Genomic DNA, 15,835 nt, shown 5'->3' on the forward strand with positions numbered 1-15,835 from the left:
CGCGATACTGGCTCCATGATCGCGAAGGAACGGGACGGCTCCGAACGGCTCGTGATGTTCACCGACGCGGTGGCCGCGATCGCGCTGACGCTGCTGATCCTGCCGCTGCTGGAGACCGTCGCCGAGGTGCCGTCCTTCGACGAGCTCGTGCACGAGCACCGCAGCCAGTTCGGGGCGCGCCACCCTCGCGCTCTCCAGCGGGTCGCTCTCCGCGCTCGCCTGGGTCGCCCATCGCCACCCGGAGCTGAGTGAGGGGCGGGAGCCGCTCCCGCGCGAGAAGGTGCTCGGCAACGTGACGATCTTCCTGACCCAGGTGCTCGCCACGATCGTCGGCTGCGTCTTCGCCGACTCGGTCAACTACTGGGCGTACTTCCTGATGTTCCTGACCGGCCGATCGAGCGCCTCGTCAAGGCTCGGTGGCGCTCGTGACACTATATTTACGAACGGTCGGTCGTTTTGTAGGGTGAGGACATGACCGAGGACGGCCGCCTTCTGCGCGGGGAACGCACCCGCACCGCCGTGCTCGACCGCGCCCTGCCGCTCGCCACCACCGCCGGGCTCGACGGGCTCTCCCTCGGGCAGCTCGCCGAGACGCTCGGCATCAGCAAGTCCGGGCTCTTCGCGCACTGGCGCTCCAAGGAAGCACTGCAACTCGCGGTGATCGACCACGCCCGGCAGCAGTGGACCGACGAGGTGATCCGGCCGGCCATGGCGGCGCCCCGCGGGGTGCGGCGACTGTGGGCCGTGCACGACCGGCGGCTCGCGTTCTACGAGGACGGGCCGCTGCCCGGGGTCTGCTTCTTCGCGAACGCCAACTTCGAGTACAACGCGCGGCCCGGCGTCATCCGCGACCGGCTCGCGGCCCAGCTGTCCGACTGGATGACGTTCCTGACCTCGCTGGCCACCGATGCGATCGAGATCGGCGACCTGCGATCCGGGACCGACCCGGCCGGGATCGCGTACGAGACCGAGTCGCTGGGGGTGTGCGCCGTCATGCAGTCGCCCGTCCTCGGCCCGGTGACCTTCCGGCATGCGCGGCATGCCCTGCACGAGCACCTGCGGGTGCTCGCTGCCGACCCGACTCTTCTACCGGAGCTGACATGACTGCGACCGCAATCTCGTACGGGCACGTCACTCGCGTGCCGGTGCACTTCGACGACCTCGACGCGCTCGGTGTGCTGCACAACGCCCGCTACGCGGTGCTGATCGAGCGAGCCATGATCAACTGGTGGGCCGAGCGCGGGGTGTCGTTCGCCGGTGGCCGGCCGACCACGTCCGACGCGTTCAACGTCGTCCGGGAGTACGCGATCACCTTCCACCTGCCGGTCCGCGGCACCGGGGAGATCCTCGTGCACTTCTGGCTCGACAACCTGGGCCGCACCAGCGCCGCCTACGGGTTCCGGTTCACGTCGCTCGACGGCGAGACCGTGTTCGCGGAAGGCCGGCGGGTGAACGTGCTGCTCGACCCGGCCACCATGCGGCCCAGGTCGTGGAGTGACGAGGGCCGCACGCTGGCCGAGACGCTGCTGCGGGGCTGAACGGCCAACCGCGAGTTCCGGGCGTGCGGGACGAGGACGCCCGCTGCGCCCGGAACCGGTGGGTGATCAAACAGAGCCGCTGGCGGTAGTGGTGCCGGTCGTGCCCGCGGCTTCGGTGCCGTTAGCGCCGGTGTCGGCGGCCGTGGTCCCCGCGGTCTCGGCTGCGGTGGCTCCGGTCGTGTCCGTGCCGGCCGCTTCGGTCGTGCTGGTGCCGGCCGTGCCCGTGCCGGTGGTTCCGGTCGTGTCGGCGGTGCCGGTGCCGGTGCCGGTGCCGGTGCCGGTGGTTCCGGTCGTGTCAGTCGTCGTGGTGCCGGTCGTGTCCGTTCCGGTGCCGGTAGCTCCGGTCGTGCCGGTGCCGGTGGTTCCGGTCGTGCCGGTGCCCGTGCCCGTGCCGGTGGTTCCCGTCGTGTCGGCGGTGCCGGTGCCAGTGGTTCCGGTCGTGTCAGTCGTCGTGGTGCCGGTCGTGTCCGTTCCGGTGCCGGTAGCTCCGGTCGTGTCCGTGCCGGTGGTTCCGGTCGTATCGCCGGTGCCGGTGCCGGTGCCGGTGCCGGTGGTTCCGGTCGTGCCAGTCGCGGTGGTGCCGGTCGTGTCCGTTCCGTTGGCTCCGCTGGTGTCCGTGCCGGTGGTATCGGTCCCGGTTGCGCCGGTCGCTCCGCTGGTGTCCGTACCCGTGGCTCCGGTTGTCTCCGTTCCGGTCGTGGCGGCGCCGGTGCCCGTGGTTCCGGTGGTGCCGGTCGTGTCAGTCGCCGTGGTGCCGCTGGTGTTCGTTCCGGTGGCGCCGCTGGTGTCCGTGCTGGTCGTGTCGGTACCGGTGGCGCCGGTTGCTCCGGTGGCGTCCGTACCGGTCGCTCCGCTGGAGTCCGTGCCGGTGGGCTGTCCGGGGGCGGGTTGTCCGTTGTCCGTCGCCTTGCTGAGGTGGTCGACCACCCGGAGCAGCCACGGGTCGTCCCCGATGGCGATGACCAGCATGTGGTTCGGATTCAGCGGAACGGCGGTGTCCGGGGCAGTGCCCGGTCCCCACGCCCACGCGGAGATCGTGGTCACCGCCTGATCGGATGCGGGCGGTTCGTCAGCCAGCGCCGGGCCGGCGCCCATTGTCATTCCGGCGAGCAGTCCGGCACCGGCGACGAACAGATTCCGTGTTGCCTTCTTCATGTCAAAGCCTTTTCTCTCGGTGGCATCACGCGGACCGGCGAGGCTATTCACGACGACGGGATCAAAGGTGCCTGACCTGCGCGGATGCGAGCTCGAGTCGGGTCGTGAACAAGGCTTAGTCGAGCATGCCGAACCAGATCATCTCCGGAGGTCGGCGAAATTGCTTCACATGAGACAACTGTAGTCGTTCGGGAATGGCTGTACGGAAGTCTGACAAAGAGAAGAAGAACAGAAAAGAGAAGTGCCCGAAATGCCCTCGACGGCATTTCGGGAATGCATTGTCCGCAGCGGAGCGGAGTGCTTCGTCCGGGCACGGATCCCCACTGCGGCGGCCGCTAAACCTGCCACCGCCGAGCCGGGCCACCAGATCGCCGGCGCGCACCAGGCTGGTCAGTGCGTCGTGGGGCGCCTGATGGTGGAGTTCCTCCTGCTGGCCGCTCAGCTTCACGGCCAGGCTGCCCACGATCCGTCTTCCCACCGACCTGCCCTACAGCATGCCGGCGCCGTCCACCGTTCCCGCTTCGGTCAACTGAAGGAAGTAGGTGCGCCGGGCGCTGTTGACGATGATGCGGTCCTGGCTGGTGACGACGCGGTGCAGTTCGTCCTCCACACGAAGCGCGGTGCGCGCGCATCCGGTCGACGGATCCCACAGCCGGATGGTCTGGTCGTGCCCGACGGTGCAGATCAGCCCGCTCGCGGTGACCGCGAACGAGTCCGGGAAGGTGGTGCCGAGATCGATGGTGCGCCGGAGCGACCTGCGGCGGCAGTCCCAGATCTGCACGTCACCGGAACCGTCGGAGATCACCAGCCAGGAGCCGTCCGGTGCCATGGCCATGGCCGGTTCGGGGGCGTGTGGTCCGAGGTCGTGCAGGATGACCGGTTCGGTGCCGGGGCCGGCCCACAGGCTGACCGGACCGGTTCGCTCGGCGACGGCCAGGATTCGCCCGTCCGCCGCGGCGGCGTGGGCGGTTACCGGCCCGAAGTGCGTCTCCAGTAAATGCCCGTTCCGTGGGTTCCACACCTGCAGACCGGCCCCGCCGACGGCGAGCCAGCTGCTGTCCGGCCCGGCTACCAGGAACGCCGCGTGCGCGGGGAGCCGACGGAGAATCTCGCCGCTCGCCCGATCCCAGACGAGCACCGTCTCGGACTGGGCGGCGGCAATCCAGGAACCGTCCGGGGCGATGGCGATGTCCCTGATCTCCTGGAGTTGGTCGGCCTCGCTGCCGGCCAGCAGGCTCCGGGTTCCGTCGGCGAGGTTCCAGAGGTGCACCTCGCTGGTGTCCGTTCCGGTCGCAACGCGGCCGCCCGGTGTCGCCGACACGGCCGATAACCGCACGGTCGGTTCGGGCCCGCCCGATTGGGCGCGGGCGGCGGCCGGGTTCCAGAGCCGGATGGTTCCGTCGTCCGCGGCGGTTGCCAGCCAGGTGCCGTTCGGGGCGGCGACGATGGTGTGCACCTGTTCGGTGTGACCGGCGAGGAAGGCGGGCCGTTCCCAGCGGCCGGCCGACCAGAGGATCACCTCGTCGTCCTCCTCGGTGGCCGCTGCCAACTGACCTCCGGGCGTGGCGGTCAGAACACGCACTTCGCTGCCGGTGTCGCCGAGGAGCCGGAGCTCGGCCCAGATTTCTGTCTTCCAGACCGCGACCGTGTCCCGATGTGCCACGGCGAGCCAACGCCCGTCGGGGGCCACGGCCGCGCGTGACCGGTTCCGTTCGCCGAGCCGGGCCACCGGGGTCCAGGTGCTGGTGCTCCAGATCATGATCCGGCCCCTCGAATGGTAGGTGGCGAGCCATCGGCCGGCGGGATCGACGGCGACTACCGAGATGACCGAGTTGGGCAGCCGGTGCAGCATCCGGCCGGTTGCGGGATCCCACACGCGGGAGCCGACCCTGGTCGTGTGGGCCAGCCATCGGCCGTCCGGGGCGGGGACCAGAGCCGTCGACCGGGCACCGGCGGCGGCCGGCAGGCCGAGCGTGCGCAGGTGTTCGCCACTTCGCGGATCCCAGAGCCGGACGGTCCCGTCCCGGGAGGTCGCGGCCAGCCAGCTGCCGTCCGGCGCCACCGCGAACTGGTCCACGCGGTCCTGGTCGGCGGGAAACACGTGCAGCGGGGCTGCGGTTCGTGGGTCCCAGAGGCGGACCGAGCCGGTCCAGTCGCCGGCCGCGAACCACGATCCGTCGGGCGCGACCGCGAGCGCGCCGGTGGGACTGTCCGACTCGGGCAAGGTGTGCCGGACTGTGCCGGCGGCCGGGTCGATGAGCCGGATCTCCGAGCCGACGGCGGCCAGCCAGCTGCTGTCCGGAGCCGCCAGCATGGCGATCAGGTAGTCGTTCTGCGGTATGACGCGGATCAGGGCCGTGTCGGCGAGGTCGGGCAGCGGCAGCAACGGCCGTAGGCAGGGTCCGTCGATCGTGCCGAGGATGTCGTCGCGCTGGTCGGCCAGGCCGAGGCTCGGCGGGATCCGGGAGGCCAGGGTGGCGGCGAGCGAGCCGGGCGGGTCGAGCGAGCCGAGCAGGTGGGCGTTCTGGCCGACCACGGCCGCCAGCTTCGCGCGGGCGCCGAGCAGCAGGTCGGCCTCCAAACCGGCCGGTCCGATCCGCTCCAGCTTGCCGACCAGCCAGTGCGGGTCGTCGAGCAGGTCGTCGAGCTCCTCGTGCAGGCCGGCACCCCGCAGGTGGGCGGGCAGCCACGACCACAGATAACCCTGCCCGGCCGGCAGTGACGCCCAGCCCGCCGGGGCCAGCGCTCGATGCGCGTCGACGATCGCCCGGTCCAGGTCCGCGCGCCGATCCGAGGTCCGATGCCGCAGGTAGGCGCGCACCACGTCGTGCAGCTGTGCCTGGTCCGGGTCACGCCGGTAGCCGGCCAGCAGCCCCTGCGCGAACAAGCGGCCGCAGAACCTGCGGCTCCGGAAGGAGGACCACTTCCCGGTGTACGCCCACAGCCGGTCGATCACCTCACCCGGAATGATCACGTCCTCGCCGAAGACGGCCAGTTCGAAGTAGCGCGCCCGCTCGTCCTCGGCGAGCCGCCGCAGGCTCGCGTCGATGGTCCGGGACACCGCCGAAGCTCGAGACCCAGCGTCCCCGACGTCCAGGACGGTGATCCCGTCCACCCGTAACGCGTCCAGCACGGCCGTCATCTCCGTGGCCGGATCACCGCCGTGCGCGATCCCGTCGCGGACGGCACCGCCGACGAGCGCGAGCAGCACCGGCCATCGCCCGGTTGCGGCGAGGACTTCCTCGACGAGCGCGCCCGGTACGCCCGCACCGATCATGCGACGGGCTTCGTCCGGCGTCATCTGATCGACCTCGACGGCGGCGGTTGCGGACCGCAGGAGGTCGCGCTGCCGGGTAGTGAACAGCCGCACCCCGGCGCCGAGCCGGAAGGGCTCCACCTGCTCGGCGGTCCAGACGTCGTCGACGACCAGCAGCGCTTTCCGCCCGGCCAGCGCCCGGTCGAGGATCGCGCCGGCGGCGAGGGGGTCGGTCACCTCCGGCGCGGACGCGTCGAACAGACGGGCCACCGAGGTGATCGACGCGGCCAACTCCGGCCCGCCCGCGTCCTCGCCGACGGTCACCCACGCCGCGCCGTCCGGGAAGGCCGCCCGCACCGCTGGGTCATGCGTCACCATCCGGGCCAGGGTGGTCTTGCCGAAGCCGCCCGCCCCGACCAGGCCGGTGGTGACGCCGACCGGTCCGGCGTCCGGCGCCAGCACGGCTTCGATCAGCGCGGCGGTCAGGGCCGGGCGGGCAACCTCACTACCGTTGAGAGGCGGCACCGACCACACCGGACCGGGCCGGGCGAGCTTGATCAGCGCCTGATAGACCAGCATTTCCAGGCGGGCCGGGTCGGCGGTCGGCGGCGCGACGGTCACGCTGTCGGCCACCCGGTCACGGAACGCCTGCTGACGAGGCTCGACCGACCCGGAGTCCACGACCGCGAACGCCAGCCGAGGGATGCCCTTCTCCCCGGCCACCCGGAACTCGAGCTCGGTGTACGACTCAGCCGGGTTGTCGCGCACGGGCGACCCGTAGCATGCACCGGCGATCAGCACGTACACGTCGGAGTCCAGGACGGCGTCTCGGCACACCGACGACGGCGGGGAGTCCTCGGCCGTGAAGAATTCCATGTCGATGACCGCGTGCCGAGCGCGGAGGACCGCGGCCTTGGCCGCCTCCACGTAGGGCCGCAGGTCCGAGGTGTGCGACAGGAAGACTCGCCACGGCCGGCTGGGCATGGGCTACAGCATGCCAGCGTCCCTCAAAGATCCAGGCTGAAGGAATCGGGTCAACGCGCCGATCCGGCCGCCGCGCAGGGTCAGCACCATCAGCCCGGCCGGTGCCTCGTCCAGGAAGCAGGCGAACGCGGGCTGGCCGTTGGCCCGCGTCTCGGCCAGCCGGAGGGCATGACGCCAGGTCGGACTGGCGGCGAGGAAACCGGCGATGGCCTCGCGACCGTGGTATTCGTGCGGCGCAGGCGGCATCGACAGCCAGGCGTCGTCGGTCAGCAGTCCGAGCAGCGCGGGCAGATCGCGCGCCGAGAACGCCTGCGCGAACCGGTCGACCAACGCCCTGTCCTGTTCCGCCGCGCCGGCCGGCTCACCCTGCGCGGCCCGGGCGCGCTGCAGCAGCCCTTTCACCACCGTGACGGTCACGCCGAGCAGGTCGGCGGTCTCCGACAAGGTGTAGCCCAGCACGTCGCGCAGGATCAGCGTGGCCGCCTGGCGGGGCGGCATCCGCTGCAGGCCGGTCACGAACGCGAGCGACACCGCCTCCCGCATCTCGTAGCGGGCCGCCGGGCCCGGCGCGGTGTCCGGAACGCCGTCCAGCAGGGCGTCCGGGTACGCCTGCAACCAGGTCACCTCGCCCAGCCGGGACGGTGCCGGCGGCTCGAACGGCGGCACCGGCGCGGGCACCCGCCGAGAGGCGCCGCGGCGGGCGTTCAGGCAGCGGGTGGTGGCGATCCGGTAGAGCCAGGTGCGCAGCGACGACCGGCCCTCGAAGCCGTCCAGCCCGCGCCACGCCGCCAGCAGCGTCTCCTGCAGCGCGTCCTCGGCCTCGGTGCGCGAGCCCAGCATCCGGTAGCAGTGCAGCAGCAGCTCGCGCCGATGCGGCTCGACGAGCTCGGCGAACGCGGAATCGTCCACCGGCCGATCCTGGCACGCCGTTCCGATCCGGCCCGCCCCGGTGTCTCCACCCGTAACCGACCTTCGAGGGAGACACTCATGGCACTGCAGATCGCGCTGGCCTACTACCGGGCCTGGACCGGCAAGGACCTGGACGCGGCGATAGCGTACGTCGCCGACGACATCGTCTGCGATGCGCCGGCCGGCCGGATCGAGGGCGTCGCCGCCTACCGCGCCTTCCTGGAACCGTTCGCCCTCTCGCTGATCAGCACCGAACTGATCGCCGCCTACGGCGACGAACAACAGGCGCTGCTGATGTACGACACCGCGTCGCCACTGGTCGCGAGTGCCCCGGGCGCCGAGTGCGTGACGGTCACCGGCGGCCGCATCACGTACAGCCGCTTCCTGTTCGATCGGCTGCCGTTCCACCTGGCCCGGGCCGCCGCCTGAGCCCGGGGGTTGCGGCGGCGTTCCGGCCGGGCGACAGTGGGTGATCAACGGCTCCCCGCCCATCTCGGAAGGCTCGCCGATGCCCCGTGCGACGTTGCGCGACCGCCTGGTGTCCCGCCTGCTCAAACTGCCCGGCGAGCCGGGGCCGTTCGGGGTCGACCGCGGGGTGCGCATCCCGCTGAGCGACGGGGTGGTGCTCGCCGCCCACCACTACCGCCCGGCCGGGACGCCGGCCGGCACGATCCTGGTCCGCGGGCCGTACGGCCTCGGCGCACCCTTCGCCGACCTGTACGCCCGGCCGTACGCGGCCCGCGGCTACCACGTGCTCTTCGTGTCCTGCCGCGGCACGGCGGGCTCGGGCGGCGACTTCGACCCGATGCGCACCGAGAAGGCCGACGGCCGGGAGGTGGTCGCCTGGCTGGTCGGGCAGTCCTGGTTCACCGGCACGTTCGCCACGATCGGGCCGTCCTACCTCGGCTACACCCAGTGGGCGCTGCTCGACGACCCGCCCGCCGAGATGGCCGCCGCCGTCATCACCGTCGGACCGCACGACTTCGCCCGGCACGCCTGGGGCAACGGGGCGATGAACCTCGACCTGGTCGGGTGGAGCGACATGATGAACCGGCAGCCGCGCACCGACAACCAGCCCGGGCTGCTGCGCGGCCAGCTCGCGCAGATCCTCGGCGGGCCGGCCCGCAAGCGCGCCCTGCAGTCGGTCTTCACCGACCTGCCGCTGGCCGACGCGGGGGAGCGGCACTACGCGGGCGGCGCGCGCTGGTTCCGCGACCGGGTCACCCGGCCGGACATCGACACCGACCCGTACTGGGCGCCGATGCGGCACCGGCCCGCCCTCGACGCCGTGCGGATCCCGATCCTGCTGCACTCCGGCTGGCAGGACCTGTTCCTCGGCCAGACCTACGACCAGTACCTCCACCTGCGCGAACGTGGCCTGGACGTGGCGCTGACCATCGGGCCGTGGACACATCCGGAGGTGATCGGCAAAGGCGCGCCGATCCTCATCCCGGAGGCGCTCGACTGGCTGGCGGCGAAGCTGAACGGGCACACTTTGGCGCGGCGGGCCCCCGTACGCCTGCAGGTGACCGGCACCAAGCAGTGGCGTGAGCTGGCCGCCTGGCCGCCACCCACCACCGACCTCGCCCTTCACCCGCGGCCCGGCGGCGGCCTGGGCGAGGAACCACCGTCGGTCGAAGCCGGCTTCACCTTCGACCCGGCCGACCCGACGCCGGCCGTCGGCGGACCCCTGCTCGACGGCGGTGGCGTGGTCGACGACGGCGCGCTCGCGGCCCGCGCCGACGTGCTGGCGTTCACCGGCGAGCCACTGCCGGCCGCCGTCGAGGTGCACGGCACGCCGGTCGTGGAGCTCGCGCACCGCACCGACAACCCGCACGCCGACCTGTTCGTACGGGTCAGTGAGGTCGACGCGGACGGCCGCTCGCACAACGTCACCGAGGGCTACCGGCGCCTCGACCCGGCCCGCGACTCCGAACCGACCCGGCTGACGCTGCTGCCGGTGGCCCACCGGTTCGCGGCCGGCTCCCGCATCCGGCTGCTGATCGCGGGCGGCTGCTACCCGCAGTTCACCCGCAACCTCGGCACCGACGAGAACCCCGGCACCGGCACAAAGCTGGTGCCGGCCCGCCATCACCTCACGCTCGGCCCGTCCCGCCTGCTCCTGCCGATCGGGGAGACCGCCTGACCCTGGCCCTCGGTGTCGAGTACACCCAGGTCGGCCAGTACCTGCCGAAGACGTTCGAGTACGCCGAGGCGGCCCTGGCCGGCAAGGTCCCCGGTGTCTAGGTCGTGTAGCCCCCGGTGACGTGCGCCTTCTTCCCGGCGGTGGCGGTCACCTCGTAGGAGTCGCCGGCCATCGACCGGGTGCCGGCCGAGTGGTTGTACTGCGCCGCGAACGTGTAGCTGCCCGGGGCGAGGGTCGCCCCGGGTTTCAGCGTGAACCGGTAGACGAAGGTGGACCCGGTGGCGTTCACCGACGAGGTGATCAGCTCGTCGGGGATGGTCGTCCACTGCCCGGCGTCGCGCAGGCCGCGGGTCTTGGCGATCCGCACGGTGACGTCGAGCGCCGTGATCGTGCCGGTCGTGGCGAGGACGAGGTCGCTCTGCCCCCAGCTCTCGATCGAGTAGCGGTTGAGCGTGCCGGTCGCGGTGAGGAACCTCGAGGACGACGGCCGCGCCGAGTAGGGCGCCGGCGACGTCGGAACGGGCGGCGGCGACCCGGCCGCCTGCGGTACGGGTGGCGGTGCCGGCGAGGAAGCCAGGTCGATGCCGGTCACGCCGGCGACCAGCAGCCCGGCCACGGCGACCGCGGCCGCCACCGGCCGGGCCACGTTCAGGGCTCGCCGGGGTCCTGGCTCGACCGGCCGGAAGAGGGCCATCAGGCGGTTCGGCGCCGTTCCGCGCCGTTGGTTGATCCGGTCGAGCATCGCGCCCCGGTCGGGGGAGTGCCGATCGGCCTCGTCATGCAGCACGCTGCGGAGGTCGCGGTCATCGGGCACGTGTTCCACCTCCTGTCGCTACCGGTAGGTCCTGCAGGTATTCGCTGAGCTGGGCGGCGCCCCGGGAGGTCTGGCTCTTGACCGCCCCCACCGAGATGCCGAGGATGTCGGCCACTTCCCGTTCCGGCACGTCGAACGCGTACCGCAGCACCACGCATTCGCGGCGCCGCTGCGGGAGGCGCCGCAGCGCCGCACGCACGTCGAGGATCGCGGTGGTGTCGGTTTCGGCGGTGCGGCGCAGCAGGCTCAGGCCCCGCAGCCCGAGCCGCTCGCGGCTCTGCTTCTTGATCCAGTGCCGGGCGAGGTTGGCGAGGATGCCCCGGGCGTAGGCGAGCGGGCTGTCCGCCGCGGACACGCGCGGCCAGTGCCGCCAGACCTCGACGAACGCGTCGGCGGCGAGATCGTCGGCGGCCCCGGTCTCGCCGGTCAAAAGGTAAGCAAGCCTGGACAAATCCGCATGATGAAGTTCGAAGAACCGCCGGAAGGCGCTTTCCGATTCGCTCACGCGGTGCGTCCCATCTGCTTCCGATCAACCCTCTTTCGGTACGGGGTTCAGGTGCCCGAAGTTCGACGCGGTGCCGCCTGGCCGGTCAGCTCGTGGGAAACCGGCCGGCCAGGCGGAGTCCTTCTATCGGGGGACGACAGGACTCAGACTCACAGTGGCCGCCGCGCCGGGAAAGGTTGCTCGCTCCTCGCGGAATTTTCCGGCCGGATAGCATTCTCAACGGCCCGCTTCCAATCTAAGGAGAACCACCGTGTCCGCCGCTCCTCTTGTCGTCCCGGCCGGGACCACGGCCTCCGACGCGGTAGCCAAGGCCGGCCTCCCCACGTCCGGCCCCAAGGCCGTCGTGGTGGTGCGCGACGCTGCCGGCCGCCTGCGCGACCTCGACTGGGCGCCGGAGCTGGACACCGACGTCACGCCGGTGGCGATCGACGAGCCGGACGGGCTCAACGTGCTGCGCCACTCCACCGCGCACGTGCTGGCCCAGGCCGTGCAGGACATCTTCCCCGAGGCGAAGCTGGGCATCGGGCCGCCGATCACCGACGGCTTCTACTACGACTTCGACGTCGAGAAGCCGTTCCAGCCGGACGACCTCGGCAAGCTCGAGAAGCGCATGCAGGAGATCGTGAAGGCCGGCCAGACGTTCCGCCGCCGGGAGTACAAATCGCTCGACGAGGCCAAGGTCGAGCTGGCCCACGAGCCGTTCAAGCTGGAGTTGGTCGACCTCAAGGGTGACGTCGACGCCAACGAGGTGATGGAGGTCGGCCACGGCGAGCTGACCCATTACGACAACGTCGACAAGGACGGCAAGCGCGTCTGGGGCGACCTGTGCCGCGGCCCGCACCTGCCGTCGACCCGCTTCATCCCGGCGTTCAAGCTGATGCGTTCGGCCGCCGCCTACTGGCGCGGCAGTGAGAAGAACCCGCAGCTCCAGCGCATCTACGGGACGGCGTGGCCGTCCCGGGACGAGCTGAAGGCGTACCTCAATCGACTTGCCGAGGCCGAGCGCCGCGACCACCGCAAGCTGGGCACCGAGCTGGATCTCTTCTCCTTTCCCGATGAGATCGGGTCGGGTCTCGTGGTCTTCCACCCGAAGGGTGGGGTGATCAAGCGGGAGATGGAGGACTACGTCCGCGCCCGCCACATCGAGGAGGGCTTCCAGTACGTCGGTTCGCCGCACATCACCAAGGAGGGGCTGTTCCACACCTCCGGGCACCTGCCGTACTACAAGGACACGATGTTCCCCCCGATGGAGCTGGAGGGGGCGAACTACTACCTCAAGGCGATGAACTGCCCGATGCACAACCTGATCTTCAGGTCGCGCGGGCGGTCCTACCGTGAGCTGCCGATGCGGCTGTTCGAGTTCGGCACGGTCTACCGCTACGAGAAGTCCGGCGTGGTGCACGGCCTGACCCGGGTGCGCGGCCTGACCCAGGACGACTCGCACTCGTACGTCACCGCCGAGCAGGCGCCGGGCGAGATCAAGCACCTGCTCAACTTCGTGCGCTCGCTGCTGGACGACTTCGGCCTGGACGACTACTACCTGGAGCTCTCCACCCGCGACCCGAAGAGCGACAAGTTCATCGGTTCGGACGAGCAGTGGGACAAGGCCACCAAGGTCCTGTCGGACGTGGCCGCGGAGTCCGGGCTGGAACTCGTGCTCGACCCGGGCGGCGCGGCCTTCTACGGCCCGAAGATCAGCGTGCAGTGCAAGGACGCGATCGGCCGCACCTGGCAGATGTCGACGATCCAGTACGACTTCAACCAGCCGGCCCGCTTCGGCCTGGAGTACCAGGCGGCCGACGGCACCCGCCAGGAGCCGGTGATGATCCACTCGGCGAAGTTCGGGTCGATCGAGCGGTTCTTCGGTGTGCTGGTCGAGCACTACGCGGGTGCGTTCCCGGCCTGGCTGGCGCCGGTGCAGGTGGTCGGCATCCCGATCCGCGACGACCACGCCGACTACCTGGCGTCATTTGTGGAGAAGCTCCGCAAGGAAGGCATCCGGGCCGAGGTCGACTACTCCACCGACCGGATGCAGAAGAAGATCCGCACCGCCCAGCAGCAGAAGATCCCATTCATGGCGATCGCCGGCGACGACGACGTGGCGGCCGGCACGGTCTCCTTCCGCTACCGGGACGGCTCGCAGCGCAACGGCGTCTCGATCGACGAGGCCGTCGCGCACGTGGCCGAGATCGTCCGCTCGCGCACCAATGTGGGGCCGTCCGCCGCCTGATATATGGACGTCGATGCCCGGTGGTGGCAGGGTGATCATCATGCGCAGATTGATCGCCATCGCTGCCGCCGGGTTCGTGCTGTTGAGCGGAACGCCGGCCCACGCCGCCGCCCCACCGGCCGAGTTCGGCTCGGACTGGGACGATCCGCGTACGGCCGCGCCGCCGATCGTCGCGCCGCCGGGGAAATCCTGCTCCACGACCATCGTCGATCATGCCTTCGCCGGCTATGACACGTACGTCAGCGCCTTCACCCCGCCGGCGGCCTGCCGCGGGCCCTGGGCCAAGGTGGTCCTTCGTCTTGACGGCGACGTCAAGGGCCGGCAGTACGACCGGCTCGGCTGGCTGACCATCGGTGGCGTGATGGTGTTCAAGACCTCGACGCCGGAGCCGTCGCCGGACGGGATCGCCTGGTCGGTCGAGAAGGACGTGACGTCGTACTCGGCGCTGCTGCGGTCGCCGCAGGCGGTGAACATGTACCTCGGCAACACGGTCGACGACACGTACACCGGGGTGCTGAACGTCAAGATCTCGCTCACGTTCTACTCCGGCCGCTCCGCCCAGCCGGATGACGTGCTCCCGCTGGCCGATCAGGGTCGCGACGGCCCCGACCTGACCGGCACCGTGCGGGTGCCACCGAACACGTCACGGCTGCTGGCCGAGGTCTACGCGACCGGCTCCGGCGGCGGTTGCGAGGAGTTCTGGTACCTCACCGCGCCCACCTCGACCGGCTACTCCTGCCCGGCCGACCCGGGGCCGTACCGCGAGGTGCAGGTGCTGCTGGACGGCCGGGTCGCCGGCATCGCCGCGCCGTTCCCGCACGTCTACACCGGCGGCTGGTCCAACCCCTTCCTCTGGTACGTCGTCCCGGCCCCGCGCGCCTTCGACATCCGGCCGATCAGCTACGACCTGACGCCGTACCTGGGAACGCTGACCGACGGCGCCGCCCACCGCGTGTCGGTGCGGGTCGTCGGCGTGCCGGCCGGGCAGTCGGGCTGGGACACCCCGATCAACTTCCTCGGCTGGCGCGACCGGGGGGTCGCCCGGGTCACCGGTGGGCTGATCGGCTACCGATCGGGCGCCTTGACGAACGAGGTCACCGCCGAGGCCGGCCGGGTCGACACCCACGGCGCGCACCGCCTCACCGCGACCGGCTATCTGCGCACCTCACACGGCGTCGTGACGTCGACCGTCACCCAGCGCGTCGGCAACGACAGCACGCACACGTGGGGCGAGGGCGAGAACCCGGACGCGCTGAACGCGACCTGGACCGACGAGGCGATCAGCGTGACCGGCGGCAAGGTCACCCGGCTGGCCCAGCGCTTCGCGATCGACGGCGCGATCACCATCGACGCGGACAACCGGCTCACCACCACGATGCGGATGACCGACGCCCGGGGCCCGGTGACCGACACGTTCACCGGCGAGGCGAGCTGGCTGCTGAACGTGCCACGCGACCAGCGCCACGCGACCGCCACCACGAGCGAGCGCTACCGGATAGCCGGCCGCTACGACAAAACGATCCGCACCGTCAACGGGACGGTGCTCTAGGCCGGCAGAACCGCCGGTTCGCCGGCGGCCGGCCGTCGCTCGACCCGGGAGATGCGCAGCCAGACCACGAAACCCCAGATCACGAACGCGGCGTAGACGGCGTAGAGGATCGCCGACGGGTAGTAGCCGAAGTGCAGCAACTCGGGCACGCCGACCAGGTCGACCGCGATCCAGGCCAGCCAGAACTCCACCCAGCCGCGGGCCATCGCATAGGTGGCCAGCATCGAGCCCACGAAGATCCACGAGTCGGCCAGGTAATACCACCACGGCACCGGGAAACCGGCGCCGACGGCGCGGAAGACGAAGAAGCAGAGCACCACGGCGACGAGGGCCAGCGGAATGAAGAGAGCCCGCTGCCTCGGCGAGGCCCAGTGCGGGGTGACGGCGACCCCGTGCGTACGGGCGCGGTTGCGCCGCCACGCCCACCAGCCGTACACGCTGGTGATGATGAAGAACACCTGCCGCGACGCCTGCCCGTACAGCGGGGTGCCCTGGTCGTTGCCGATGGCCTGACCCGTGAAGACGGTGAACAGCAGCACGTTGCCGACGATGCCGACCGGCCAGGCCCACGCGTTGCGCCGCAGGCCGAACAGCGCCGAGCCGAGCCCGAACGCGTTGCCGACGATCTCGCGGTAGTAGATCGCCTGGTCGGCGGTCACCTGCCACTTGGCGTTGTAGAACGAGGTCAGCAGGTGATCGATCCAGGTCACGGCCCATCGTATGGCGGACGTCCTGGTGGGGCATAGTGT

General features: G+C 71.0%; 15 protein-coding genes. 8 read left to right on the forward strand and 7 right to left on the reverse strand.

The genetic code is table 11. From position 1 onward, the window contains the following. Positions 1–15: 15 nt before the first annotated feature. From Ato02nite_RS25280 to Ato02nite_RS25295, 4 genes are read left to right on the forward strand one after another with little or no spacing between them, the layout of a single operon-like run. A complete protein-coding gene (locus tag Ato02nite_RS25280) occupies positions 16–252 on the forward strand; it encodes a TMEM175 family protein (protein WP_213009096.1) in 237 nt (78 codons plus the stop codon). Positions 253–292: 40 nt separating this feature from the next. Continuing rightward, positions 293–475 (forward strand): hypothetical protein, encoded by a 183-nt coding sequence (locus tag Ato02nite_RS25285; RefSeq protein WP_213009097.1) that lies wholly within the window; start codon positions 293–295, stop codon positions 473–475. Further along, a complete protein-coding gene (locus Ato02nite_RS25290; protein ID WP_213009098.1) occupies positions 472–1,104 on the forward strand; it encodes a TetR/AcrR family transcriptional regulator in 633 nt (210 codons plus the stop codon). The genes Ato02nite_RS25285 and Ato02nite_RS25290 overlap by 4 nt, the downstream gene beginning before the upstream one ends. Next, on the forward strand, positions 1,101–1,538 hold the full coding sequence (locus Ato02nite_RS25295; protein WP_213009099.1) for an acyl-CoA thioesterase: 438 nt from the start codon (positions 1,101–1,103) through the stop codon (positions 1,536–1,538). Before Ato02nite_RS25290 ends, Ato02nite_RS25295 begins: the two co-directional genes overlap by 4 nt. A 66-nt stretch (positions 1,539–1,604) precedes the next feature. Here Ato02nite_RS25295 and Ato02nite_RS25300 read toward each other — a convergent pair whose 3' ends face one another. From Ato02nite_RS25300 to Ato02nite_RS25315, 4 genes are all read right to left on the reverse strand, one after another. After that, positions 1,605–2,693: a hypothetical protein gene (locus Ato02nite_RS25300; RefSeq protein ID WP_213009100.1), complete on the reverse strand. Its 1,089-nt coding sequence runs from the start codon at positions 2,691–2,693 to the stop codon at positions 1,605–1,607. Between the two features lie 115 nt (positions 2,694–2,808). Then, positions 2,809–3,156: a hypothetical protein gene (locus tag Ato02nite_RS25305; RefSeq protein WP_213009101.1), complete on the reverse strand. Its 348-nt coding sequence runs from the start codon at positions 3,154–3,156 to the stop codon at positions 2,809–2,811. Positions 3,157–3,180: 24 nt separating this feature from the next. Beyond that, positions 3,181–6,933: a DUF4062 domain-containing protein gene (locus Ato02nite_RS25310; protein ID WP_213009102.1), complete on the reverse strand. Its 3,753-nt coding sequence runs from the start codon at positions 6,931–6,933 to the stop codon at positions 3,181–3,183. 3 nt (positions 6,934–6,936) lie between these two features. Further along, the gene (locus Ato02nite_RS25315) at positions 6,937–7,842 is read right to left on the reverse strand and encodes an RNA polymerase subunit sigma-70 (RefSeq protein ID WP_213009103.1); all 906 of its coding nucleotides are present in this window, start codon (positions 7,840–7,842) and stop codon (positions 6,937–6,939) included. 78 nt (positions 7,843–7,920) lie between these two features. Between Ato02nite_RS25315 and Ato02nite_RS25320 the strand changes: the two genes are divergently transcribed. Both Ato02nite_RS25320 and Ato02nite_RS25325 read left to right on the forward strand, forming a co-directional pair. Then, positions 7,921–8,271 carry a nuclear transport factor 2 family protein gene (locus tag Ato02nite_RS25320; RefSeq protein WP_213009104.1) on the forward strand — a complete coding sequence of 117 codons (351 nt, stop codon included), beginning with the start codon at positions 7,921–7,923 and terminating at the stop codon, positions 8,269–8,271. 79 nt (positions 8,272–8,350) lie between these two features. Next, on the forward strand, positions 8,351–9,988 hold the full coding sequence (locus Ato02nite_RS25325; RefSeq protein ID WP_213009105.1) for a CocE/NonD family hydrolase: 1,638 nt from the start codon (positions 8,351–8,353) through the stop codon (positions 9,986–9,988). A gap of 97 nt (positions 9,989–10,085) precedes the next feature. Here the strand turns inward: Ato02nite_RS25325 and Ato02nite_RS25330 are convergent, their stop codons facing one another. Both Ato02nite_RS25330 and Ato02nite_RS25335 read right to left on the reverse strand, forming a co-directional pair. Next, on the reverse strand, positions 10,086–10,802 hold the full coding sequence (locus Ato02nite_RS25330) for a hypothetical protein (RefSeq protein ID WP_213009106.1): 717 nt from the start codon (positions 10,800–10,802) through the stop codon (positions 10,086–10,088). After that, the gene (locus Ato02nite_RS25335) at positions 10,792–11,307 is read right to left on the reverse strand and encodes a SigE family RNA polymerase sigma factor (protein ID WP_213009107.1); all 516 of its coding nucleotides are present in this window, start codon (positions 11,305–11,307) and stop codon (positions 10,792–10,794) included. The genes Ato02nite_RS25330 and Ato02nite_RS25335 overlap by 11 nt, the downstream gene beginning before the upstream one ends. A gap of 250 nt (positions 11,308–11,557) precedes the next feature. Between Ato02nite_RS25335 and thrS the strand changes: the two genes are divergently transcribed. Both thrS and Ato02nite_RS25345 read left to right on the forward strand, forming a co-directional pair. Beyond that, the gene (thrS, locus tag Ato02nite_RS25340; protein ID WP_213009108.1) at positions 11,558–13,537 is read left to right on the forward strand and encodes a threonine--tRNA ligase; all 1,980 of its coding nucleotides are present in this window, start codon (positions 11,558–11,560) and stop codon (positions 13,535–13,537) included. A gap of 40 nt (positions 13,538–13,577) precedes the next feature. Further along, entirely contained in the window at positions 13,578–15,086 is a 1,509-nt protein-coding gene (locus tag Ato02nite_RS25345; protein ID WP_213009109.1) for a peptide-N4-asparagine amidase, read from the forward strand. On the opposite strand, the gene Ato02nite_RS25350 is transcribed toward Ato02nite_RS25345, so the two are convergent. After that, entirely contained in the window at positions 15,083–15,796 is a 714-nt protein-coding gene (locus tag Ato02nite_RS25350) for a nicotinamide mononucleotide transporter family protein (RefSeq protein ID WP_213009110.1), read from the reverse strand. The genes Ato02nite_RS25345 and Ato02nite_RS25350 overlap by 4 nt on opposite strands. Positions 15,797–15,835: the final 39 nt, after the last annotated feature.

This window comes from Paractinoplanes toevensis, from assembly GCF_018332695.1.
Taxonomy (GTDB): domain Bacteria; phylum Actinomycetota; class Actinomycetes; order Mycobacteriales; family Micromonosporaceae; genus Actinoplanes; species Actinoplanes toevensis.